The organism is Rhodanobacter spathiphylli B39 (genome assembly GCF_000264295.1).
Classification (GTDB): Bacteria; Pseudomonadota; Gammaproteobacteria; order Xanthomonadales; family Rhodanobacteraceae; genus Rhodanobacter; species Rhodanobacter spathiphylli.
The window spans coordinates 1-235 of sequence record NZ_AJXT01000203.1 but is presented as its reverse complement, the minus strand read 5'-3'; the positions used below and the strand labels follow the sequence as shown (position 1 = coordinate 235).

General features: G+C 48.5%; 1 pseudogene. It reads left to right on the top strand.

From position 1 onward, the window contains the following. A pseudogene (locus tag UU7_RS18815) lies at positions 1 to 235 on the top strand (phage infection protein); the annotation flags it as partial.

Below are 235 nucleotides of genomic sequence, written 5' to 3'. Positions count from 1 at the left end.
CTTGAACGCCAATACCAAGTTAGAGATAACTAGCCAGCAGGAACTCGAAGAGCTGATCGCGAAAGAAAAGGATGCGATCTCCAATGACAAAGAACTGAAGAAGAGGTTTGCGAAGCTCGACAAACTCATCCAGAAGAACATCACGGTCCGAGACTTCGAAGCGTACCTGCAGAACCATGAAGAGTTGCTGGTCCGACTTGGCAACATACCAGCCTTTAAGGAGGACGTCTGGAAC